General features: G+C 60.6%; 26 protein-coding genes and 1 tRNA gene. 19 read left to right on the forward strand and 8 right to left on the reverse strand.

Annotated features, from left to right (window positions below):
- Positions 1-674 precede the first annotated feature (674 nt).
- The 8 genes from LPW39_RS01530 to LPW39_RS01565 are packed head-to-tail and all read left to right on the forward strand — an operon-like array spanning position 675 to position 5,840.
- Entirely contained in the window at positions 675-944 is a 270-nt protein-coding gene (locus tag LPW39_RS01530) for a helix-turn-helix transcriptional regulator (protein ID WP_230770714.1), read from the forward strand.
- The gene (locus tag LPW39_RS01535) at positions 941-1,294 is read left to right on the forward strand and encodes an ogr/Delta-like zinc finger family protein (RefSeq protein WP_230770716.1); all 354 of its coding nucleotides are present in this window, start codon (positions 941-943) and stop codon (positions 1,292-1,294) included. The genes LPW39_RS01530 and LPW39_RS01535 overlap by 4 nt, the downstream gene beginning before the upstream one ends.
- Before the next feature lie 18 nt (positions 1,295-1,312).
- Positions 1,313-1,597 carry a hypothetical protein gene (locus tag LPW39_RS01540; RefSeq protein WP_230770718.1) on the forward strand — a complete coding sequence of 95 codons (285 nt, stop codon included), beginning with the start codon at positions 1,313-1,315 and terminating at the stop codon, positions 1,595-1,597.
- Complete coding sequence (locus LPW39_RS01545; RefSeq protein WP_230770720.1) at positions 1,554-2,396, forward strand: hypothetical protein; 843 nt, start codon at positions 1,554-1,556, stop codon at positions 2,394-2,396. The genes LPW39_RS01540 and LPW39_RS01545 overlap by 44 nt, the downstream gene beginning before the upstream one ends.
- Positions 2,393-2,782: a phage tail assembly protein gene (locus tag LPW39_RS01550; RefSeq protein ID WP_230770722.1), complete on the forward strand. Its 390-nt coding sequence runs from the start codon at positions 2,393-2,395 to the stop codon at positions 2,780-2,782. The genes LPW39_RS01545 and LPW39_RS01550 overlap by 4 nt, the downstream gene beginning before the upstream one ends.
- A gap of 26 nt (positions 2,783-2,808) precedes the next feature.
- Complete coding sequence (locus LPW39_RS01555) at positions 2,809-2,946, forward strand: GpE family phage tail protein (RefSeq protein ID WP_230770724.1); 138 nt, start codon at positions 2,809-2,811, stop codon at positions 2,944-2,946.
- 11 nt (positions 2,947-2,957) lie between these two features.
- Complete coding sequence (locus tag LPW39_RS01560; RefSeq protein WP_230770726.1) at positions 2,958-3,230, forward strand: hypothetical protein; 273 nt, start codon at positions 2,958-2,960, stop codon at positions 3,228-3,230.
- 42 nt (positions 3,231-3,272) lie between these two features.
- The gene (locus LPW39_RS01565; protein ID WP_230770728.1) at positions 3,273-5,840 is read left to right on the forward strand and encodes a phage tail tape measure protein; all 2,568 of its coding nucleotides are present in this window, start codon (positions 3,273-3,275) and stop codon (positions 5,838-5,840) included.
- 14 nt (positions 5,841-5,854) lie between these two features.
- Here LPW39_RS01565 and LPW39_RS23400 read toward each other — a convergent pair whose 3' ends face one another.
- Positions 5,855-5,977, reverse strand: coding sequence for a hypothetical protein (locus LPW39_RS23400; protein WP_269075716.1), 123 nt, complete (start codon positions 5,975-5,977; stop codon positions 5,855-5,857).
- 279 nt (positions 5,978-6,256) lie between these two features.
- Positions 6,257-6,793: an Arc family DNA-binding protein gene (locus LPW39_RS01570; protein ID WP_230770730.1), complete on the reverse strand. Its 537-nt coding sequence runs from the start codon at positions 6,791-6,793 to the stop codon at positions 6,257-6,259.
- A gap of 128 nt (positions 6,794-6,921) precedes the next feature.
- Between LPW39_RS01570 and LPW39_RS01575 the strand changes: the two genes are divergently transcribed.
- The 10 genes from LPW39_RS01575 (at position 6,922) to LPW39_RS01620 (ending at position 13,298) form a co-directional block, all read left to right on the forward strand.
- Positions 6,922-7,110 (forward strand): Arc family DNA-binding protein, encoded by a 189-nt coding sequence (locus tag LPW39_RS01575; RefSeq protein WP_230770732.1) that lies wholly within the window; start codon positions 6,922-6,924, stop codon positions 7,108-7,110.
- Between the two features lie 78 nt (positions 7,111-7,188).
- Positions 7,189-7,539: a helix-turn-helix domain-containing protein gene (locus tag LPW39_RS01580; RefSeq protein ID WP_230770734.1), complete on the forward strand. Its 351-nt coding sequence runs from the start codon at positions 7,189-7,191 to the stop codon at positions 7,537-7,539.
- 59 nt (positions 7,540-7,598) lie between these two features.
- The gene (locus tag LPW39_RS01585; RefSeq protein WP_230770736.1) at positions 7,599-7,742 is read left to right on the forward strand and encodes a hypothetical protein; all 144 of its coding nucleotides are present in this window, start codon (positions 7,599-7,601) and stop codon (positions 7,740-7,742) included.
- 3 nt (positions 7,743-7,745) lie between these two features.
- Positions 7,746-8,357 (forward strand): hypothetical protein, encoded by a 612-nt coding sequence (locus LPW39_RS01590; RefSeq protein ID WP_230770738.1) that lies wholly within the window; start codon positions 7,746-7,748, stop codon positions 8,355-8,357.
- Between the two features lie 2 nt (positions 8,358-8,359).
- On the forward strand, positions 8,360-8,596 hold the full coding sequence (locus LPW39_RS01595; protein ID WP_230770740.1) for a hypothetical protein: 237 nt from the start codon (positions 8,360-8,362) through the stop codon (positions 8,594-8,596).
- Complete coding sequence (locus tag LPW39_RS01600) at positions 8,593-9,258, forward strand: helix-turn-helix transcriptional regulator (RefSeq protein ID WP_230770741.1); 666 nt, start codon at positions 8,593-8,595, stop codon at positions 9,256-9,258. The genes LPW39_RS01595 and LPW39_RS01600 overlap by 4 nt, the downstream gene beginning before the upstream one ends.
- Positions 9,255-9,770, forward strand: a complete 516-nt coding sequence (locus tag LPW39_RS01605; RefSeq protein ID WP_230770744.1) for a hypothetical protein — start codon at positions 9,255-9,257, stop codon at positions 9,768-9,770. Before LPW39_RS01600 ends, LPW39_RS01605 begins: the two co-directional genes overlap by 4 nt.
- Before the next feature lie 14 nt (positions 9,771-9,784).
- Positions 9,785-12,004, forward strand: a complete 2,220-nt coding sequence (locus LPW39_RS01610) for a replication endonuclease (RefSeq protein ID WP_230770746.1) — start codon at positions 9,785-9,787, stop codon at positions 12,002-12,004.
- Complete coding sequence (locus tag LPW39_RS01615; RefSeq protein WP_230770749.1) at positions 11,997-12,227, forward strand: DUF4224 domain-containing protein; 231 nt, start codon at positions 11,997-11,999, stop codon at positions 12,225-12,227. The genes LPW39_RS01610 and LPW39_RS01615 overlap by 8 nt, the downstream gene beginning before the upstream one ends.
- 48 nt (positions 12,228-12,275) lie before the next feature.
- Positions 12,276-13,298, forward strand: a complete 1,023-nt coding sequence (locus tag LPW39_RS01620; RefSeq protein WP_230770750.1) for a tyrosine-type recombinase/integrase — start codon at positions 12,276-12,278, stop codon at positions 13,296-13,298.
- A gap of 11 nt (positions 13,299-13,309) precedes the next feature.
- On the opposite strand, the gene LPW39_RS01625 is transcribed toward LPW39_RS01620, so the two are convergent.
- The 6 genes from LPW39_RS01625 to LPW39_RS01650 form a co-directional block, all read right to left on the reverse strand.
- Positions 13,310-14,239 (reverse strand): STM4504/CBY_0614 family protein, encoded by a 930-nt coding sequence (locus LPW39_RS01625; RefSeq protein WP_230770752.1) that lies wholly within the window; start codon positions 14,237-14,239, stop codon positions 13,310-13,312.
- A gap of 34 nt (positions 14,240-14,273) precedes the next feature.
- Positions 14,274-14,363: transfer RNA gene (locus LPW39_RS01630), tRNA-Ser, on the reverse strand.
- 230 nt (positions 14,364-14,593) lie between these two features.
- Complete coding sequence (locus LPW39_RS01635) at positions 14,594-16,252, reverse strand: Na/Pi cotransporter family protein (protein ID WP_230770754.1); 1,659 nt, start codon at positions 16,250-16,252, stop codon at positions 14,594-14,596.
- Positions 16,253-16,456: 204 nt separating this feature from the next.
- Positions 16,457-16,975 (reverse strand): signal peptidase II, encoded by a 519-nt coding sequence (lspA, locus tag LPW39_RS01640; RefSeq protein ID WP_230770756.1) that lies wholly within the window; start codon positions 16,973-16,975, stop codon positions 16,457-16,459.
- Positions 16,975-19,830, reverse strand: a complete 2,856-nt coding sequence (gene ileS, locus LPW39_RS01645) for an isoleucine--tRNA ligase (RefSeq protein WP_230770758.1) — start codon at positions 19,828-19,830, stop codon at positions 16,975-16,977. The genes lspA and ileS overlap by 1 nt, the downstream gene beginning before the upstream one ends.
- Positions 19,831-19,980: 150 nt before the next feature.
- Complete coding sequence (locus tag LPW39_RS01650) at positions 19,981-21,021, reverse strand: bifunctional riboflavin kinase/FAD synthetase (protein ID WP_230770760.1); 1,041 nt, start codon at positions 21,019-21,021, stop codon at positions 19,981-19,983.
- A gap of 202 nt (positions 21,022-21,223) precedes the next feature.
- Here LPW39_RS01650 and LPW39_RS01655 point away from each other — a divergent pair, with 202 nt between their 5' ends.
- Positions 21,224-21,781, forward strand: a complete 558-nt coding sequence (locus LPW39_RS01655) for an HNH endonuclease (protein WP_230770762.1) — start codon at positions 21,224-21,226, stop codon at positions 21,779-21,781.
- Positions 21,782-22,042: the final 261 nt, after the last annotated feature.

Here is a 22,042-nt window from a genome sequence, read left to right on the forward strand (position 1 = left end):
GCAGGCCGGGAGGTGGTGCGGTTCAAGCCCTACCAGCTGAACGAGAGCCAGGCCGCCTGGTAACTACCTCCCAGCCGCAGCACCTGGGCACCGGCCACATCCCGGCCCCGGGCCTGTGCCCAGCTCGCGCTCAGCAGCCAGGTCCGCGCCGCACCCAGCCCCACAGGCCCGCCACAGCGCGGGCCTTTTGCATGGCCACCCACCCCCTGCCCGCAGCCCAGCGACCCAGCCACGGCCCGCAAGCACAGCCACAGGCCCACGCACGCACCCCAGGGGCACTCCGCCCCCTGCCGCACCCAGCCACACCCCTGCATACCCCTGCATACCCCTGCATACCCCTGCATACCCCTGCATACCCCTGCATACCCCTGCATACCCCTGCATACCCCCGCTGCGCGCGGTCGAGACCCCGCCGCGCCCGCACTCTTAACAGGTCGATTCTGTCGGCACTGCCGGGTATGGTGCTTTCCAGCACTGGTGCGGCCTCACGGGGCGGTTTTGCCCCCGCGATAAGTGTCGGGATTCGTCGGGAAATGACGGAGGTAGTGCGCGAAAAGTTTGCGCATCTTTTGGTTGGGCATCTGAGCTGCAGAAAACGGCGCTGCGTAATGTCCGGGGCGCAGACACAGCGCGTGCTGCGTGACTTGTCACAGCCTCAAAAGCACTATTGAGGCATGGAAAAAAAGACCCCCACTGCAGCCACAAAATTTCCGCTGATTTCGCAGCTGCCAAGCACGTACCACGACCGTCTACTGCAAATCAATGTTGTGCAGCAGCTTACGGGGGCAGGCCGCCAAACAATCTACCGGTGGATGGACTGTGGCGCATTTCCCCTTGCCGTTCGTGTGCACGGCAAGCGCATCGCTTGGAAAGAATCTGAAATCAACGCTTGGATCGACAGTCGCCCACGTGCCGATCTACCAACGGCAAGGGACGCGAAATGACAGCACATGCAAACAGGGCAAGCAATTTATTCATCCGCTGCCCGCATTGCGAAACCAAAGCCAATGTGCGTACCAGTGAGCAGCAAACCAGAACCATGCGCAGCCTGATATGCCAGTGCACCAATGCGTTTTGCGCCTACACCTTCGTTGCCAGCCTGGAGGCGATTCGCACCATCGCGCCATCAGCCATGCCTCATCCCGAAATAGACCTACCCAGAACTATCAACGCCGAGACTATGGAAAGAAGCGGCAGCCTTTCCAGCTACAAAAAGCCGAGGAAGAAAAACTACCACGACCATGCAGCAACAGAGCTGAACCCGAAACCCGAATTCCCAGCCATACCCACCTAAGCAACCACAGGAAACACCATGCCAATTCATCGCCTGAACGACCAGCAATACAGCCTCAAAGGCGCTGCCCAATGCAGCGACCATAACGGACGCAAAACCAGAACCCTGAAAGTCCTAGCCGGCACCAACGGCACGAATTACTCCAGTGAAAGCATCTCCAACCCTGCGCAGGTGGTGCTGCAAGAAGGGAGCGGCCCAAACGCAGAGCCCATTGCCTACTTCACTGCCGAACAAGCCCGCCAACTGGCCTCGGCACTGAATGCAGCAGCTGGTGGTGGTGACGTTCACGTGGCTGACTGCTAACCCAATTGAAAAACACATCACTCCAGTCATGACTATCACACATACACCCGCCAACGCCTTTACCCAAGAAGCCGAAGAAGCCAAGGCCACTTGGCTAGCTGCACAGGCGCGCCTGAAAGCTGCGCGCGAAGCGTTCAACACCGGCGCCGTGGTTCGCTTGAAAGAGATCTTCAACAACCAAGTTTCCCTGAAAGCCAAGCTGGAAGCGGCCCGCCTGGAACGCGAAAAAGCCGAAGGCGACTTCAAATCTACCTTTGAAGCCGCCGGGTTTGAAAAGACCGCAGCGGTGCAAAAAATTCTCAACAAAAAGAACGACGCCATTGTCATTTGCGAAGAGCTGGAGAGCGCCATTGCCAACACAAACGCCGAATGCGCAGAACACCAGCCTCTGTTTATTCAAGCCAGCATCGAGGCTGAAACGTACCAGGCAGCTCATGGATCGGCCTTCTCTGCAGGCGCGCGGTTTCATGCATTCGCACTGCTGGAAAAGCACGGACCAGCACTGGCCGATGCACTTGCCTTGATTCGTAATGTGCGATCTGGCAATCCAGCGATCGAGGTTGATATAGGCCCATCACTGGGGTTCAGCCCAACGACCGACCGGATCACCGTTGACAGCCGGATGGGCGTATTGCTGAGTCTGTTGCGCAGCAAATCTATGGAAGCTCCAAGCGACATCACCCAGCCCATTTCCGATGCCATCGGTACGCTAGACCTTGGGCCGATGCACGGCTGCAAGCCGCAAACCCCTGCAGAACGCCACAAGCTCAAGTTGGCTGCCGAAAACCGCGCCGCATGAGCACCGATTCCCTCACTCCCACCACATCCATCAACTACGGAAAAACAACCATGACCGACACCGCAACCAGTCAAACCCAAACCCTCGAAGGCGAAGAAATCATCAACGGACGTGCAGCTCGAGCCATCACGCTGCAGCAGTCCATCACCCGTGGCGCGCAAGTCATCACCAAGGTGTATGTGCGCAAGCCCAAAAGCGGCGAGTTACGCGGCATTGACCTGGGTGCCATGCTCAACGCCAATGCCGACGCCATCATGCAAGTTCTGCCCCGCGTGACGGAGCCATTTTTGGTGAAGCACGAGGTGGAAAACCTTGACCCTGCCGACCTGCTCATGCTGGGGATGGCGTTGGTCAGTTTTTTCGTGCCGAAGGCAGAGCTGCAATAGCACTGCCAATGCATGTTGAAGAGCCGATGGCAGACATTGCCTTCGTCTTTCACTGGCCGCCCAGCTGCATGGATGCCATGGAACTGGATGAGCTGATGGGCTGGCAGCAGTTGGCTGTGCAGCGCTTCAACACCGTCAACGCCCCGCCTGAGCGAAAGAACTAAGATGCCCCCTTATGAACCCACTGCTGTTTTTTGCGGGCATCGCCGCGTACTACAAGCTCGATCAGGTGCTGACCGAGCGGGAGGCCACGCAAGCCAAACGCGAGCTGGCCTTGATTCAGCTGCGCGCGCGTGCCAAGCAATTGCAACAAGAGCTGGAAGTCATGCAGTTCGACCAGTCCCTCGATCCTGGCCAATACAGCGCCAAGCATCTGCGCGCTGCTCAGCAACGGGCAGACCGCGCGCAAGAAGCGCTACTGCTGGCCGAAACCGGCGCCCCGCGCTAAACCAGCCGGCACCAAGCCGCCAGGCATGCCGCGAGGTGTGCCATGGCTGAGAAGCTGCGCCTTGAAGTCCTGCTGGCAGCTGTCGATAAAGTCACCGGCCCGCTCAAAGCCATACAAACCGGCAGCCACGCCACCACACAAGCCCTGGGCGAAACCGAGCTTGCCCTCAAAAAACTGCAGCGGCAGCAGCGCCTACTGGAAAAGCTGGGCAATGCCAAGCCCGATTTGATCCGCGAGCGCGACAAGCTGCGCGTGCTCAAAGAGCAGCTGTCTGCCATGCGCGCGCAAGGAATTGCCAACAAAAGGCAGGTCGACAGCAAAGAAAAAGAAGTTGCCCAACAGGCTGCCGCCTACGAACGCCAACGCGCCGCCGTCATGCGCCTACGCTCGGAGGTAACCGCTCTGGGCCTGGGCAGCGCATCGCAGGCGCAAACCAAGCTGGCTACCAGCATTGCAGCCGCCAACACCCAAATTGACGCCCAGCGCCACAAGCTAGAGCAGCAGCGCCAGGTAGAAGGCCGGCTGGCGGCCCTGCGCGAGAAGCACGGCTCCACCATGATGAAGCTGGCCAAATGGGGCGGCGCAGCGGTGGGTGCACAAATGGCGGGGCAAAAAATCCAGTCGGCACTGGCATCCCCCGTCACTACCTACGCCAAGGCCGAGACAGAAGAAACACAGCTGCGCATTTCGTTCATGCAAAAAGACGGCAGCGTGGTGGGGGAGTTCCAGCAGATTCTGGACAAGGCCGAAGAGCTGGGTGACCGCCTGCCAGGCAGCACGGCCGACTTCATCAAAATGATGACCGTGCTACGCAAAGAGGGCATGAGCGCCCAAGCCGTGATTGTTGGCCTGGGCGAAGCCGCCGCCAACCTGGGCGTTCTGATGCAGGTAGAGCCCACCGAAGCCGCCGCCAAGATGGCCAAGATGCAGGATTCGCTGCGCGCCACCGAAGCCGAAATGCCCGAAGTGGCTGATCTGATGCAGCGCGCCAACTATCTGGGCGCAGACATGGCGTTCATGCAGTCCGCCATTGGCAACGCCGCGCCCATGCTGGATGTGATGAAAGCCAAGGGCGCCGCCGCCATGCGCGTAATGGCCCCCTTCATGGTGATGATGAACCAGGCAGGCATGGAAGACGGGGGATCCGTTGGCAACGCGGCCCGAAAGATTTTTGACCGCGCCATGGACAAAAAGAAGGTAGACAAGGCCAACGCCGTCATTGTCAAAACCGGCGGCCGCTTCAAGCTCGACTTTACCGACGGCAACGGCGAGTTTGGCGGCCTGGGCCAACTTTTCAAACAGTTGGAGCAGCTGCGCAAACTTTCCACCCAAGACAGTGGCATGGTGATGCATGCCCTGTGGGGCGACGACGCGGAAACCAACCGCACCCTGTCTAAATGGATTGCAGACGGCAAAGCCGGCTACGAAGAAACCGCCGCAAAAATGGCAGCGCAGGCTGACCTGGCCCAGCGCGTCACCGCCATGCTCGATACCCTGGAAAACCGGGCAGACGCTGCCGGCGGATCGTGGAGCAACTTGCTCAAAGCCCTGGGCCAAAGCATTGCGCCAGAGCTAAAAGCCATCCTTGACACGCTGGGCGAGCTGGCCAACGGCATCAAACAATGGGTGCAAGAAAACCCGCGCATTGCCAAAACCTTCATGCTTATTGCCGCTGGTAGCGCCGCCGTGCTCACCGTCATGGGCACCCTGGGCATTGCCCTGGTGGGTGTGCTGGGTTCCATGGCCATGCTGCGCCTGGTATCGGGCCGCTTCTTGCTCAACCTGCTGGGCATGCGTGTGGCAGGAGGCGCAGCTGCTGCAGGCACCGGCAAGGCCGCACAGACCATGCTGGGGCTGGCCACCGCCTGGGGCAAGCTCAAGGCCGGCGGGCCGGGCAAGCTGCTGGGCGGCATCGGCACCAAACTGGCGCAGCTGGCCGGCAAGTTGCCCTTGCTGGGCAAACTGGGCGGCCTGTTGGGCAGCGTCTTCCGCCTGGTTTTTGCCTTTGCCCGCACCAACCCCCTGGCCGCCATCGTGCTGGGCCTGGGCGGCCTGTTTGCTGGGCTGTATGCCCATTGGGACAAGATCAAGGCGTTTTGGAACAAAGGCGAGTGGGGCAACCTGGCCAAAGAAATATGGGTCGCAGTGGAATGGGGCCTCAACGGCGCATCGGGCGGGTTGTATGAGTTCTTCAAAACCATTGCCCTCAAAGCGATGGCCGCCGTGTGGGACGGCATCAAAGGTGCCGTGGGCGCAGACGATGCCAGCCGACTGGAAGAAACCCGGAAGGGCATGGCCACCGCCTTTAACGCCGTACCCATGGGGCCGTCACCAGCCAGGCAATGGGAGGCACGCGGCCTGGTGCTGCAGCAGCCTGGCGATGCCCTGCGGCGCCCTGGCGAGGCAGCCAGCACCCCGCTGATGTCGCTGGCTCCTAAAGCCGCGCTGCAAAGCCCGGCTATCAGCTCGGTGTTTCACAATACCTTCAACATCACCCCCGCGCCGGGCATGGATGAGCGGGCCTTGGCGCGTGCCGTTACCACAGAGATGCAGCGGCAAGAGCAGCGCAACGCCACGCGGCGACGCAGTTCGCTCAGCGATATTGACTGATGGAACGTGGCGCTTTAATCGTGCAGATAGCTCTTCTTGCCAGAGTCAGAAAAGCAGTAACGGCTGTCGCGTGGGTCGGTGTAGAAATTGTTGGGGCGGCTGTTGAAATTGCCGCCCGTGCTACGCGGTGTGGCCATGAATGGGCGGATTGCCGGAGCCGGTGCATTGGCAGAACTGCAAACACGCTTGGATGCGCTGATTGAACCGTCATTGCACGCAAAGCGCTGGTCAGCGCAATGCGACACTCCCTTTGCTTCCGCTACATGGATAGTTGGCAGCCATGGCAGAGGTAGCAAAAACGCTCGGTAACCAGCTTGACCGACTCTAGACTGAATGTCCTTCTTCTCTCCACGAACTACCTCCGGTTTCATCTTCCACCTTCACACGGTGTCCTTGGAACCGGCAACACCCCAGCTCTATGGCTTTCGCCGCGGAGTTGTAAGTTCACCATTTTCGTCAACGAATGCAGGATTGATCCAAAACTGTTCTGGACCGCGACTGGCTTTAGCTTGTTCAAGTTCCTGTTCTAACGCAGCAATGAAGCTCGTTTGCTTGCTAACTGCCTCAACTAGCTCATTCACAAGCTTTTCTTGGTGAACCAAGCGTACGGCAGCTTCTTTGCTATCAGTCAGGCTCTTGAGCAAATCCAACTCGCCTCTGGCAAAACGTTCTCGAAGCTGAAAGTCATAGAGACGATCATCGGCCATATCGAGACGGTTTTCGAGTTGAGCAATTTTGATAGCGTAGGCTGGAGCTGGGGCTAGGTCCCTGGCTGCAGCTTCAGATGCATATCTGTCTCGTTCTAGAGAGCGCTCAAGGCGATCGACAATTTCTGCATTCATTGTGCGACTGTTGTCTTTGGCCGCGGCCTTGAGCTTGTCTCGCATTCCTTCGGGCATGCGTACAAGAACCTTATCCGCTAAGTCGGAAGGGTAACCTTGCTTATCTTCCATTTGGTTATGACTCCTGCCGCAACAATAAGAAATAAATATATCGAGTCGCTATCAAACCTCTTGCGCAAAAGATAGCGACTCGATATATTTGCGACTAATAGCAAGTCGCTAGTTTACAGGGGATGTACATGCAACAGCCAAACACTGCCGTAGGCTTGGAGCGCAAGGATCAGTTTGTACTGCGTTTCCCAGAGTCGAACATGAGGAAAGAAATCAAGGCGCGTGCCGCCATGAACGAGCGCAGTATGAATGCTGAATTGATCTACTTGATCAAACGCGGACAGGCTGAGGAACAGAAAAAGAGTGCTGCAGCCTAGCTCAAAAGACGAGAGCCTTACCGCTTCGACCTGGTAAGGCTCTCAAGATCAACCCACTCGTGCAGAGAAGGAATCGGTATGAATGCTACCGCAAAAAACACTCCAGCCGCAAGCGCTGGATACCAGGTAATCATGATCGCGCCGCCGACCAAGACTACGGCCCATCGCTTGCAGGCTACTTCGGGCAGCCCGGCAAGAGTCCCTACGCAGTGCGAGCTAACGCTTGGAGCGCTGCTGCAACGCCCTCACACCAGTGATGAGCTTCACGCCATAGGTATCTACGAACCGCGCTCACGTATTGCACAGCTACGCAAAGCAGGCTATGCGGTCAGTACGGTGCTTGTTGCAATCGTGGATCGTGATGGCTTTTTACGCAAAGGCGTGGCGCTGTACACCCTGGAGGGTGTGCCATGCATGGTTCAACACTGACCCCCTCCGCAGCACACGCTGCAGTCGCCAACACGCAGCAGCGTGCAACGGCTTGTAGCTTGAGCCCGCAAGAAGCATTGCTGGGAGCCTTTAACGCCACCAACCTGGCCAGTGGATACATTGAGCGCGGTAACTTTGCCGCCGCCCGCCGCAAATTGATGCTTGCCTTGCAAGCCTTAAACCAACTGCAAACCGAGGCCTAAACCATGAACGCCACCACAAACGCTGCCCGCGTGGCAGTGGAAGCTGCTGCATTGCCTGGTGCTGTGCAATCCTTATCAAAAAAAGGAGTTTTTAGCTCGTGTGCTGCAAGCAATTCAAGCAATAAATCGACTGAAAACGTGCTGCAACATGCGGCACAAGCTATCAAAACTGATACACCAGCCACGGCCCTTGCCGGCCAGCCCCGCGATGTGTTCAATTGCATAGCCGCCGGCATTCCGCGTGAGCAGTGGGAAGCCGCGCTGAACCACGAAGAGGCCAGGGCCTGGAGTGCCTGGCTGGCTGAGGCCGATGCGCAGAACGGGAGCGAGCGTCAACTGCAGGCCGTCATCATGCGCAGCGCAGATGCGAGCAAGTTGGTTTATCAAGCGAAGGACACGGCTGACCACTTGCGCCGAACCATGGAGGCTTACGATGGGCTGGAATACATGGTGTCTTGCGCTGCAGAGAGTGCGATGGCGCAGCCCGAGCAGTTGGGTTCCATACTCCGCTCGATCAATGAATGCATCAATATCCGCCTGGACAAGCTAGAGGCGGAATTGTCAGAGCTCCAGCAGGTGTTGAGCACTTCGCAACCGGCATTGTGGAGGGCTTGATCATGGGAAATACCGCCCACCACACACTGGCCGCCGTATCCGATTTTTACGACCTGAGCGAAGCCGCCAAGGCAGACCGCGCCTATTGGGCCCTTGACCGCGCAAGCGCTGGCGAGGCGCCCCAGGCCGGCGACTGTGCCGCCTTGCTATACGCCATGGGCTTGGTTGACCGCTATGCGCAAGCCCTGCGCGCTGCAGGCCAGCCCCAAGCCCACGCGCAAGAAGGGGGTGCAGCATGAATGCATGGCACAACCCGGCCGCAGCGCCCGCCCTGTGCGTGGCCACGGCGGTAATGAATGGCGAGCCCTGCCTAGACGCGGCCAGCCTGGCGGCCTTGCTGGGCTGCGCGCCGCACCATGTGCAGCACCAGTTGGCCAAGCGGCTGGATTTTCCGCGCCCACTAATTGATGTGAGCTGCCGTGTGCGCTACTGGCGCGCGGTAGATGTGCTGCGCTGGCTGTACCAGCCCGGCACCACGCGGGCCATGGGTTTGGCCGATTTAGCCGCCCCACGGCTGGATGCGGCGGGCCTGGCCGATTTGCTGGGCTGCACCCGCCAGCACGCAGCAGACCACATTGCCACGCGGGCGGATTTTCCGCCCCCATGCATCAACGTGAGTCGGCGCATGCGCTTTTGGCTGTACCGCGATGTGCTGCAGTGGCTGACGCAAAGCGGCAGCAATGTCCGCAGCGGCGCCCATGCGGCTGAGCTGCTGAGCACTGCTGATGTTGCGCAGCTGCTGGACTGCACCTGCGAGCAGATGGGCAAGCGGCTGGCCAGGCACGCGCGCTTCCCAGCACCGGCGGTGCAGCTAAGCCGCCGGCTGCGCTACTGGCACGCGGCCGATGTGCGGGCCTGGCTGCAGTCTCAGCAGCGATCGCAGAAAGGCGGTGCCGTATGACCGCCTTGAACGTCGAAAGCACCACCCTGCGCCTGGTGGTCGGCTGTGGCGTGGCGCAGCCTGCCTTTGCCCTCGCCATAGCCCCTGCGATGGCCCCATCACACACCCTGGCGTCACCGGCCTGGTTGCCCTTGCACCTGGTATGGCCACAACTGCACCAGCCCAGGCAGCCCACCACGCCAGCCTCGGCACCCGAGCCCAAGCCTATGCCAGTCGAGCTGCGCGAGCGCATGCAGCAGCTGCGCGACAGCTTTGCCGCTGCAGCCAGCCAGCAGCGCTACACGAGCGCGCCGCAGGCTGAATGGTTTGCACTGCCGCTGGCCATGCGCGAAACGGTGCTGGCCACTGCGGGCCTGGGCTCCGAGACAACTCGGGCAGACTTGGCCGCCAGCGATTGGCGCGGCTTTGCGCCGCCCGACCAGGCGGCTATCAGCTACGCGGTACGAACCATCAAGGCGCATATGCAGCGCTGCACTGCATTGGCGCAGCGCAGCAGCGGCTGTGCGTGGTAAGGCGGGGGTGCACTATGGCTTCTATCGAAAGCATCCGTAGCGCGCTGGAGCGCCGCAGTCCGATTGAGCGTGTTGAAGCCCCTTGGAATGGGGCACATGACTGGCTGAACAAGCGGCCCACACACTACCAGGCCGATGTGCATTTGGAGCGCATCGTGAAGGCCGCCCCGGCGGCATGGCGTGCAAGCATTCGCGCCCGTTTTGGGCGCATGGTGCCGCCGGCAGGCCTGGTGTTGGGCAGCGATGCCCTGGCGCGCTGGGAGCTGCAGCAGCTGCCCGAGGGCTATGCGGCCTGGGATCGGCTGCAGGGCCTGGCCACCTGGCAAGACGAATACGGCCAGGCGGTGCGGCTGAACATGGGCGACCGTGAGATTTGCGCATGGGCAGACAAGATGGTTGCCGATGTGGGCGAGCTGGATGCGATGCTGTGCCACGCCGGTGCCGACGAGGCGCAGCGTGTGGACTTGGTACGCAAGATCGCACGGCTGACGGGCATACGAGAGGACAAGCCGATACAGGGCATGGGCGCCATTAACCGCGCCAAGTGCCCCAAGTGGTGGCGCCGTAAACTGCGCAGGCTGGTAGCCCGTGTGGTGGAGGGTGGCTATATCGCCCACGGCCAGGTGCATTTGAACAGCGGCGGCTATGTGAGCCACAGCGCGCTGATGCGACGCAAGCACCAGAACGCACGCAACGCAGACATCCTGGAGCAGATTGGGTTGCGCAATGAGGCGGGCCAGGTGTTCAAGCTCTCGACCCTGGCCGCGCTGAGCACTGCCAACCCGGCGATACGGGGCGGTGAGCTGATGACACGCATACGTGGCACGGAAGAGTACGCCGACGAGAAAGCGCATGTGGGCCTGTTCTTTACCATGACGCTGCCCAGCCGCTTTCACCGCATGACGCTAGTGGGCGGCAGCAAAAAGGCCATACCCAACGACAAGTGGAACGGCGCCGGCCCGCGCGAGGGGCAGGCCTGGCTGTGTAAGCAGTGGAGCAAGGCGCGCGCTGCGCTGACGCGGGCCGGCATCCGTTTTTACGGCCTGCGGGTAGCCGAGCCCCACCACGACGGCACACCCCACTGGCACATGCTGGCCTGGGTGGATAGCGAGGCCGACGCCAGAGCGATGGAGGGCATCATTCGCAAATATTGGCTGAGCGAGGACGGCAAGGAGCGTGGCGCGCAGGAGCACCGCGTTCGTCTTAAGCGGATCGAGGGCGGTGGCGCTGCGGGCTATGTGGCTAAGTACATTGCCAAAAATGTAGGTAACCATGCGCTGAGCGACCATCTGGACGTGGTGAACGGGCAAGAGGCCACTATGCGCATGCAGGGCGATGGCCAGGGCGACCAGTTGCCCGCCAAGGACACTACCAGCAGCGATTACGCGGGTTACAAGCGCGTGGATGCCTGGGCTTCCCACTGGGGTGTGCGGCAGTTTCAGGCCTTTGGTCTGCCGAGCGTGACAGTGTGGCGCGAGATGCGCCGGGTGACGGAAGACCAGGTGCAGGCGTTTCAGGCGCAAGGCGATTGGGCCACCTGGACGATTCACTACCACTGCCACCGGCGCCATAACCTGCGTGCCGATTGGTGTGTGTTCATGAAGAAGATGGGCGGCCATTGCTTGAAGCGCGGCCAGTGGTATTTGCGTGTGGCGCGCAGCGTGCCAATGGACGGGCAGACCAACAGCTATGGCGAGCCGTTGAAGGTTGGCCGCATCATGGGCCTGGAGCCGCAGCACGGGCGCATGTGCGGCCGCGTGCTGGTAAGCCGCCGCATGTTTTGGCAGCCACTGGCCAGTGGCGATGCTTCCATTGTGGTGCATGCTGCTGCTCCTGACAGCACTAATGCTGCACCTAGCCTGAATGGGGCTAAGCCCTGGCGCACCATTGAGGAACAGCGGGCTTTGCCCGCTGCTTGGACTGGTTTTATTAACTGTACGGGGCGCCTCACCAACAACCTGCGGCGCTCTGTTTTTGGCGATGGCTGCCACGACGGGAGGGCCTGGAGTTATCTCCAAAGCCCCAGCTATGCCGAAAAGTGCGCCGCGGAATTTGAAGCCGAACGACAAAACGCCATCGCCGAACACACGCGAGCGCTGAAATCGCAGATTTTTGCGGACGGCTGGGAGAACTACGCAGAAGACTGCGCCACCGAACGGGAGCGCATGCGCGCCTACGTTGTGAGCGACTGGGACGAAGAAGAAACCGAAGACGAGGAGGTGGGGCGTGTCTGAGACTGAATTTTTGAATGCAGAAGAACTGCTGGAAGTGACCGGCTACAAGACTGCCAGCATGCAGCGCGATTGGTTGAACCGCAACGGCTGGCAGTACGCCGTGAATGGCGCCGGACGGCCTGTGGTGGGGCGCTGGTTTGCACGCTTGCGCCTAGCTGGTGTGCAGCCTACGGCGCATGGACTGCAACAATCGGGTAAGCCCAATTTTGCGGCATTGGGCTAAGGGGCTGCTATGCGTCCCAAGTCCACAAACCGAGATTTACCGCCACGTATGCTGCGCCGCACCCGCACGCTGAAAAGCGGAAAAGTGTGGGAATCGTTTTATTACAACGGGCGAGATGGGGCTGGGCGCCGGGTGGAAATACCGCTCGGCCCCGATCTGAACGAGGCCAAGCGCAAATGGGCCGAGCTGGAGTGCCGGGAACCCGCCGAGGAAACGGGCCTAATGCGCTTTGTGTTTGACCGGTACGAGCGCGAAGCCATCCCGACCAAGGCTCCCCGCACCCAGAAAGATTACTTGGCTAGCCTGATGATGCTGCGCAAAGTGTTTGATGCGGTGCCGATTAGCGTGATCACCCCGCAGCACATTGCCTTGTACCGTGACAAGCGTGGGGCCAAGGCGCCGGTGCGTGCCAACCGCGATATATCGGTGTTTTCTAACGTGTGGAACATGGCACGCGAATGGGGCTTTACCGCCCAAGAAAATCCAGCGAAGGGCATTCGCAAAAACAAGGAAACACCACGGGACTATTACGCGGCCGCCGACGTATGGGGCGCGGTATACGCGGTGGCTTGCGATGAGCTGCGCGACGCCATGGACCTGAACTACCTAACCGGCCAGCGGCCCGCAGATGTTCTGAAAATGCGCCTGTCGGATATCCGCGACGGAGCGCTGGAAGTGCAGCAGGGCAAGACCAAAAAGAAGTTGCGGATTTTGCTGATGGTTGGCGGCCTGCCGACCGAGCTGGGCAAAGTGATCGAGCGCATCAGAGCACGCCCGCGCAAGGTGGCCAGCCTGGCATTGATGGCTACCCCAGCCGGCACTGCGTTAAATCGCTGGACTTTGCGGACGCGGTTTGATGAAGCGCGGGCTGTGGCCGCCAAGCATGCCAGTGAAGCAGGTAGCGAGCAACTGGCCGCACGGATCCGTGAATTTCAATTTCGCGACATTCGCCCCAAGGCCGCATCGGAAACTGACCTTGATCACGCGAGCAAGTTGCTTGGTCACACCAAACAGGACATCACACAAAAGGTGTATCGGCGGGTGGGAGAGACGGTGAATCCCACTAGGTAAACTTGCTGAGCCTATTTTGTTGCCTGATGGGCTTCAACCATAAGGAGGATGGTTGTTGCCGTGAGGTTCAGTGCGTATCGCGCCAAATATTCAGGTACTGCAACCGGCTCAGCGCCCTGTCCGTGGCCACCAAGTTTGTTGCGTACTGTGGGTAAGCCGCTTTCTAACAATGTTCGAATCGACGTAAATTGGTTGTCGAAGTATGTTGGGAACAAGCCATTTGTCATGCAAACATTAATGAGCGTCTTCGCTGTATCCGTAGGCTGCGTAGTCCAGCCACGAAGCTTACAGATAGTCATCATCGTACTTTCAAACGCTTTGAGGGCATCAACCAACGTTTCTTTGTACCGGCTATGTCTGTAATGCTCATGTGCCTTCAAAAATTCTTCGTTTGCTCCTTTGAAGGTGTCGTTTCGTAATACGGCTAGCGCTGGCTTCACAGCCTCCGCATGCAAGAACTGGGAGTCGAGCCGAATGATCTCTCCAGATTCAAATTGGTATCCGACGCCATGTTCTTTGAAGCGCTCGTTAAGTTCATCAATGGCCTCTTCGGACTCCATTTTTCGAGTCGTATTGTGCCGATATGTCGTATTTCGAGCGATGACGTTTTGAATGACCCTGAAGCAAAGCTCTACGACATCCAGTGCACTTTCGGTGGATTCTTGCTGCAGAAAAAAATTAAATACCGAGTCTTGTTTTGATCTGGAGTGTTTAATCAACTCAAAAACACCAAACTCTCTGCAGAGCGTCTGATCCACAAATTCATATGCACTTGCGGCCGAGCCATTCCCCCCGTAACCGATGTCTTCACCGAAGGCGTCAGTGATGATGTGAACAATCTGCACACGCAGCGTTTGGGGAAGTTCGTCATACACATACACATCAGGCATTTCGCCGCGGGCGCGTTTCTGACGTTTGGAAAACAGTTCAAAGACTCCCACAACCATCCCTCAATAGCCACGGTGTATGTAAAACTGGCGGTGGGTCAGGGATTCGAACCCTGGAAGGACGTAAATCCTTGCTAGTTTTCAAGACTAGTGCATTCAACCGCTCTGCCAACCCACCTAGTCACTGCCTCAACATGCGGAAATGATTTCCATGAGTTGCGGAAGTGATCTATAAAAATGCTTATTTATCAAACACTCTTGAAGCGTTGCAACGGCTTTCAAGACCGGTGCATTCAACCACTCTGCCACGCTTCCTTCACTGCAATGTGGCGGAGTGGGCGCCAAGCAGCAGTGTGGGATTGTATGCGAATTCCGAACTGCTTTGAGCTGGCTCTGCTGCCCGCCGCCTCAGTGGCGGGCGGGTTCGGGATCGTCCTTGAGGCGGCTGTGGGCGAGCGCGCCGGCTGCTTCCAGAATCGGGTAGGCGACCGAGCACAGCAGCGAGTTGATGCGCTTGAGGTCGCTGATCAGGTCGATGTGCAGCGAGCTGGTCTCGATACTGGGGACGGTGTTGTGCGACAGGCGCTCCAGGTGCGAGGCGGAATAGGCCAGCTCCAGGTCGCGGAAGCGCGCCTTTTCTTCCAGCAGCTTTTGCGCATCGCGCACGTTGCCCGAGAGGAACACGCTCATCGCCAGCCGCAGGTTGTCCAGCAGGTGCGAATGCAGCTCGTTGATCTCTTCCATGCCCTGCTTGCTGAACTGGCGGCGCTTCTTGATTTTCTTGTTTTCGACGTCGGTGAGCACGCGCTCGATGATGTCGCCGATCTGCTCCATGTTGATGGTGAAGTTGATCACTTCAGTCCAGCGCTGGCTCTCGCGCTCGTCCAGTTCGGCGCGCGAGATCTTGGTCATGTAGTACTTGATGGCCGAGTACAGCTCATCGACCGTGTCATCGAGCTTGCGCAGGTCCTGCGACAGTTGCAGATTGTCGGTTTGCACCACGTTGTGCAGGCCGATCAGCATGGATTCGACCACATCGGCCTGGTGCAACGCTTCACGTGCGGCGCAGGAGATGGCCAGCGACGGGGTGGACAAGGCCGAGGCATCGAGGTGGCGCGGGCGCTGGGGGCCCTTGTTCGCTTCTTCCTTGGGCAAGAGCTTGCGCATCCAGTCGCCGATCACGCCGGTGAACCAGATGAAGCCCAAGGTGTTGAGGATGTTGAAGGCCAAGTGGAACAGCACCGCCGAGCGGCCCGCATCGTTGATGTAGGGCATCGCATAGGTGGACCACAGACCGACGAAGGGCGCGACGATGGCGACGCCCATGATCTTGAAGACCAGGTTTCCGATGGTGACCTGGCGCACTTCGATGCTGGATTTGGCCGTTTGCAGCACGGCCAGCACACCGCTGCCCAGGTTGGCGCCCAGCACCAGGCCCAGGGCCATGTCGCCGGTAATGGCGCCCGATGCAGCCATGGCCGCGATCAGCAGCACGATGGCCAGGCTGGAATAGGCGATGACAGCCAGGATGGCGCCTAGCAGCAGTTCCATGAAGAAGTCGCTCTTGACGCTGACCAGCAGGGTGCGTACAGCTTCGGAAGCGAGCAGCGGCTCGGTGGCCTCGACGATCAGGCGCAGCGCCAGCAGCATCAGGCCCAGGCCGATGAAGACACGGCCCACGCGGCCGGGTGTTGAATCCTGCTTGGAAATGAACAGCACGACACCCGAGAAGATCAGCAGCGGCGAGAGCCAGGAGAGGTCGGTCGAGAACAGCACCGCCATCAAGGCGGTGCCCACGTCGGCACCGCGCATGACCGATAAGGCGGCCGTGAGCGGTATCAGGCCCTGGCCGACGAAGGACGCGGTCATCAGGGAGGTGGCACTGCTGGACTGGACGAGGGCCGTCACCCCGATGCCCGAGAGCATCGCGGTAAAACGGTTGCTCATACTGCGCGCCAGCAGGTTGCGAAGGTTGGCGCCAAAGACGCGCAGCACCCCTGTGCGCACCATATGAGAGCCCCAAACCAGCAGCGCAATGGCGGCAAGAAGATTGAGCAAGTGTTTCATAAGGCGAACCGGACACTATACCCCTGATACGCGCGCCGCGCTGTAGGGCGAATGCCATTGTGTCTCTTTTTATGCAGGCCAAGTGGTGGTTTGGGCCTGGCAGCGCGGGTTATGGAGCAATGTGAACCATCGATAAAAAACACCGCCGTCGCAGGGGCGAGGGCGGTGTCTTAGGGTTGCCTATAAAGGCACTGAACAGCCTGATCAGCCTTTCTCGCCCCGGCGCATGCGCAGCAGCTCGTCCAGGATCAGCAGGAACGCACCCAGGCAAATGGCCGAGTCGGCCAGGTTGAAAGCGGGGAAATGGCTGCCCATCCAGTGGAAGTCGAGCATGTCGACCACATAGCCGTGGCGCATGCGGTCCACCACATTGCCGATGGCGCCGCCCATGATGCAGGTGAGCGCCAGGCAGAACAGGGCTTTGTGGCTGTGGCGGTAGAGCTGCCAGACGATGACGGCGGTGACCACCACGCCAATGCCGGTGAACAGCCAGCGCTGCCAGCCGCCGGCGCTGGCCAGGAAGGAGAAGGCCGCGCCGGGGTTGTGCGCCCGGACGATGTTGAAAAAGCCGGTGATGGTGGTGTACTCACCCAGCTGGTAGTGGGCCAGGATCCATTCCTTGCTCCACTGGTCCAGCCAGAAAATCACCGCAGCAATCACCAGCCACAGCACAAACCGGCCTTTGCCGGCGCTGCCCAGGGCAGGGGTGGCGGCGGCGTTCATCAGGCCATCAGACGGGTTTCACCCGCGCCATAAAGATTGCTGTCGCAGCGGCCGCACAAGGTGGGGTGGGCGGGGTTCTGGCCCACATCGTCGCGGTAGTGCCAGCAGCGCTCGCACTTGGCCTTGTCCGATGGGTTGACGGCCACGCTCAGCGCATCACCGGCGGCCACCGTGGCGGCCGAGGTGATCAGCACAAACTTGAGGTCGTCCGCCAGGGTCTGCAGCAGCGCCAGGTCTTCCGGCTGGGCGCTGATGGCCACTTCGGCCTGCAGCGATGCACCCACCTTGCCATCGGCACGCAGGGTTTCGATGTCCTTGTTGACCACATCGCGGATCTCGCGGATGCGCGCCCACTTGGCCAGCAGGGCCTCGTCGCCAGCGGGCAGGTCGCAGAATTTCTCCAGGAAGATGGTCTCGCTGCTGCCAACGATCTTCCAGGCCTCTTCGGCGGTGAAGGACAGGAAAGGCGCCATCCAGCGCAGCATGGCCTGGGTGATCTGGTGCAGCGCGGTCTGGGCCGAGCGGCGTGCCAGGCTGCCTTCGGCGCTGGTGTAGAGGCGGTCCTTGAGGACGTCCAGGTAGAAGCCGCCCAGGTCCTCGGAGCAGAACAGCTGGAGCTTGGCCACCACGGGGTGGAACTCATAGACCTTGTAGTGCGCCAGCAGCTCGGCCTGGAACTGCGCCGAGCGGGCCAGCGCCCAGCGGTCGATCTCCAGCATGTCTTCGTAGGCGACCGCATCCTTGGCGACATCGAAGTCGCTGATGTTGGCCATCAGGAAGCGCAGGGTGTTGCGGATGCGGCGGTAGGCATCCACCACGCGGGCGAGGATCTTGTCGTCGATGCCCAGGTCGCCCGAGTAGTCGGTCGAGGCCACCCACAGGCGGATGATCTCGGCGCCCATCTTGTTGCTCACATCCTGCGGCGCGACGGTGTTGCCGACCGACTTGGACATCTTTTTGCCTTGGCCGTCCACGGTAAAGCCGTGGGTCAGCAGGCCCTTGTAGGGCGCGCGGCCAAAGATGGCCGAGGCCAGCAGCAAGGAGCTGTGGAACCAGCCACGGTGCTGGTCATGGCCTTCGAGGTACAGGTCAGCCTCGGGGCCGCTGTCGTGGTGGTGGTCGGGATGGGTGCCACGCAGCACATGCCAGAAGGTCGAGCCCGAATCGAACCAGACTTCCAGGATGTCGGTGCTCTTCGTGTAGAGCTTGGCTTCTTCGGCGCCCAGGATCTCTTCGCTGGTCACGCGGCTCCAGGCTTCGATGCCGCCCTTTTCGACGATCTCGACCGCCTGGTCGAGGATCTCCATTGTGCGCGGGTGCAGCGCACCCGTATCCACATGCAGGAAGAAGGGGATGGGCACACCCCAGCTGCGCTGGCGCGAGATGCACCAGTCCGGACGGCCGGCGATCATCGCGCGCAGGCGCTCCTGGCCGTTTTCCGGGTAGAAGCTGGTGTGCTCGATGGCGTCCAGCGCGATCTGGCGCAGGGTCTGTGCCGGCTTTTGGGCCGGGTCGGTGAACACGCCTTCGCCTTCGTCCATGCGGATGAACCACTGGGCGGCGGCGCGGTAGATCACTGGCGTCTTGTGGCGCCAGCAATGCGGGTAGCTGTGGGTGATGGTCTTGGTGTCCATCAGACGGCCGGCGACCTTGAGCGCGTCCAGGATGACCGGCACAGCCTTCCAGATGTGCTGGCCACCGAACAGCGGCAGCTCGGGCGCATAGACACCATTGCCCTGCACCGGGTTGAGGATGTCCTTGTAGTCCATACCATTGCTGACGCAGGAGTTGAAGTCATCCAGACCGTAGGCAGGCGCCGAGTGCACGATACCGGTACCGTCGTCGGCGGTGGCATAGTCGGCCAGGTAGACGGGCGAGATGCGGTCATAGCCCTTGTCCACATGGGCCAGCGGGTGCTTGAAGGGCATGTGGTCCAGCACCTTGCCGGGGGCCGATGCGATCACCTTGCCTTCGATGCCCCAGCGCTCCATGCACTTGTCCACCAGCGCGCTGGCCAGCACCAGCAGGCCGCGCTCGGTGTCGACCAGGCTGTATTCGAGGTCGGGGTTGACGTTCAAGGCCTGGTTGGCCGGGATGGTCCAGGCGGTGGTCGTCCAGATGACGATGAAGGCTTCCTTGTCCAGCTTGGCCAGGCCGAAGGCGGCTGCCAGCTTGGCCGGATCGGCCGCCGGGAACATTACATCGAGGGTCTGGCTTTGCTTGTCGGCGTATTCGATCTCGAACTCGGCCAGCGACGAAGCGCAGTCAAAGCACCAGTAGACGGGCTTGAGGCCCCGGTAGACAAAGCCACGCTCCATGACCTTCTTGAGGGCGCGCAGCTCGCCCGCCTCATTGGCATAGTTCATGGTCTTGTAGGGGTGGTCCCAGTCGCCCAGCACGCCCAGGCGCTTGAAATCCGCCATCTGCTGGCCGATCTGCTCGGTGGCGAAGGCGCGGCTCTTGGCCTGCATCTCATCGCGGGGCAGGTTGCGGCCATGGAGCTTTTCGATCGCGTTCTCGATCGGCAGGCCGTGGCAGTCCCAGCCCGGCGCGTACAGCGCGTCATAGCCTTCCAGTTGGCGGCTCTTGACGATCATGTCTTTGAGGATCTTGTTGACGGCGTGGCCGATGTGGATCTTGCCGTTGGCGTAGGGCGGGCCGTCGTGCAGGATGAACTTGGGCGCGCCGCTGCGGGCATCCCGCAGGCGCTTGTAGATGCCCTGGTCCTCCCACTCCTTGACCCAGCCCGGCTCGCGCTTGGGCAGATCGCCGCGCATCGGAAACGGGGTGTCGGGCATGTTCAAGGTGGCGCGGTACGCAGAGGCCTTTTCTGCGGGGGACGATTTGTCGGACATAAATACCTTCAAAGCAAAACATGGTCCTGATCCGGGCGGGGTGATCATGCCGGTCAGTGGAAAAATGTATAGCGCAGAAGCGTTGTCTGACGTGCACCTTGGTGCAGGCGACTGCTGACTTCTGCGCGGCACGGCGCAGTCAGGTCAGCGTCAAATTCGGTCGCGCGTGGTCTGGCGACGGGTTTCGGCGTGGCTGGCCGTATGAAAGAAGGCACGGGCATCCGCGCAGTCCTTGGCAATCCCTGTGGTCAGGGCGTCCAGACTGTCGTATTTGAGCTCGTCGTGCAGTTTGTGTAGGAGTTCCACTCGGATGATTTTACCGTATGCCCCGTCACCACCCAGTTCAGCGGGCCATTGCAGGCAATGGGTCTCCAGCAGCACGCGGCCGCCGTTGACGTCATTCGGGTCCAGCGAGGGGCGCACGCCCAGGTTGGCCACGCCCGGCAAGGGCTCGGCCGACAGGCCGTGCACCAGCACGACAAAAATGCCGCTGGCCGCCGGTTTCCAATGGTCAAAACGCAGGTTCAACGTGCGAAAGCCGTCGCCTGCGCCCGCGCGGCTTTCGGCCAGCTGGCGGCCCAGCTTGCGGCCATGCACCACATGGCCGGATATCGCATAGGGGTAGCCCAGCAGCTTGGCCGCTGCCGGCATATCGCCCTGGCTGAGCGCATGGCGCACCGCCGTGCTGGAGACGCGCAGGCCATCGGATTCGTAGCTGTTCATGCGCGCCACATCAAAGCCCTGCTTGCGGCCGGCCTCGACCAGCATCGCGTAATCTCCCGCGCGCTGGTGGCCAAAGCGGAAATCATCGCCCACCAGCAGGTAGCCGGTGCCCAGGCCTTTGAGCAGCACATCGTCGATAAAGGCCTGCGGGGCTTGCGCGGCCAGGCGCGCATTGAAGGGCAGCACAATGGTCTGGTCAATGCCGCATTGGGCGAGCTGGTCGAGCTTGTCGCGCAGAGTGGATATCCGGGCCGGCGCCAGGTCGGGCTTGTTCAGGATCTGGGCAAAGTAGTCACGCGGATGGGGCTCGAAGGTAAGTGCGCAACTGGCCAGCCCCCGGCGCTGCGCTTCGCTGCGCAGCAGCGCCAGCATGGCCTGGTGGCCCCGGTGCACCCCATCAAAATTGCCGATGGTCAGCGCGCAGTGCCTGGTGACCTCGGGGTGGTCAAGTCCTCTGAAGATTTTCATCTTTGCTTTGTTTTTTGTAGCGGCTTGCGCTTTCGAGCCGAGCGCTGGTGTGCAATTTCACAATAAAAGTGTATATTGATCATTATGACTTGGTGCCCGGGTCTGCGTGCAGCATGTGCGTGGGCAGTGGCATTTTTCGTGGCCAGGCGCCGCGCGGGTCGACGGTATTTCGGTTCAATTCCCAATGCGCAGGAGGCCCATTGTGAAGGTGTTGAAGTTATCGGCAAGTGGCGTTCCGCAATCCTGGATCAGTCTGCAGGAGGCGGTGACGCACTACGCAGCAGGCGATGTGCGCTGGGAGGCGGGCTCAAGTGTGGCCTGCTTCCGTGGCGGCCATAACGCCATCACCGGCCTGCAGTCGCGCATCGATGTGGCCAGCATCATCGGCACGCGTGGCAAGCCCGGCATCGACCCCTTTGCCATGCGCATGACGCTCACCAACAGCAAGCTGTTTGGCCGCGACCGCCATATCTGCGCCTACTGCGGCGAGCATTTCGACGAAGAACACCTGACCCGCGAACACATCATTCCGGTATCCCAGAAGGGGCCCGATACCTGGATGAATGTGGTGACGGCCTGCGCATCCTGCAACCACCACAAGGCCGGCCGCACGCCCGAGCAGGCGCATATGCCGCTGCTCTACGCGCCCTACACCCCCAGCCTTTGGGAAGACTTCATCCTGCGCAACCGCCGCATCCTGACGGACCAGATGGAGTTCCTGATGGCCCATGTGCCCAAGAGCTCGCGTTTGACGGCTTGACCGCTACCTTTGGCGTCACCAGCAAAAAGGCCTTGTCTTGCGACAAGGCCTCAGATTGTTGATAAACCCCCGTTTTTTCAAACGGGGGTTTTTTTGTTGCCGCTATGCGAAGCGATACGCAGGCCCAGGCAGCTGCGCGCCGCCAAACTTTTGCTTTGCGTGGTGCGCTTGCTCGCGACGCTCGTAGCCTCTCATCGCCGCTTTTAAAAGCCGTAAAAGCCGCGCCAGCAGCAGCGCGATCTTCTTCATGTTCTGCGCGCA

The organism is Comamonas koreensis (assembly GCF_021026195.1).
GTDB lineage: Bacteria > Pseudomonadota > Gammaproteobacteria > Burkholderiales > Burkholderiaceae_C > Comamonas > Comamonas koreensis.